The sequence below is a fragment of the Pelomicrobium sp. G1 genome (assembly GCF_051905455.1).
In the GTDB taxonomy this organism is placed as follows: Bacteria; Pseudomonadota; Gammaproteobacteria; order Burkholderiales; family UBA6910; genus Pelomicrobium.
On record NZ_JBQACR010000401.1, the window covers coordinates 1 to 261 of the forward strand.

Sequence of the window (261 nt, forward strand, 5' to 3'; positions counted from 1 at the left end):
GCTCCAGGGCTTCCAAGCTCGGGCCGCGGCGCAGGATCAAGCGGGAGCCCCGCGTCCGCAAGGCAACGTCCAGGGCAGCAAGGGCATGGTGCAGCCACCAGCGGGAGGCGGCCCCAGGGGCCCACGGCTCAGATTCCTCCGGAGCGTGGATGTAGACGGGCACAATGCGCTCGCAGCGGGCTAGGGCCCGGGCGAGGGCCGGGTTGTCGGCCAGGCGCAGATCCTGGCGGAACCAGACGATGGCGGCGCTCATCATGGGGC

At 72.0% G+C, this 261-nt stretch carries 1 protein-coding gene; it reads right to left on the reverse strand.

All coding sequences use genetic code 11. The features are described from left to right. Positions 1-253, reverse strand: a 253-nt coding sequence (locus ACTFO6_RS19000; RefSeq protein WP_439935902.1) for a deoxyribodipyrimidine photo-lyase, incomplete at its 3' end; no start/stop codon positions are given. Between the last annotated feature and the right edge of the window lie 8 nt (positions 254-261).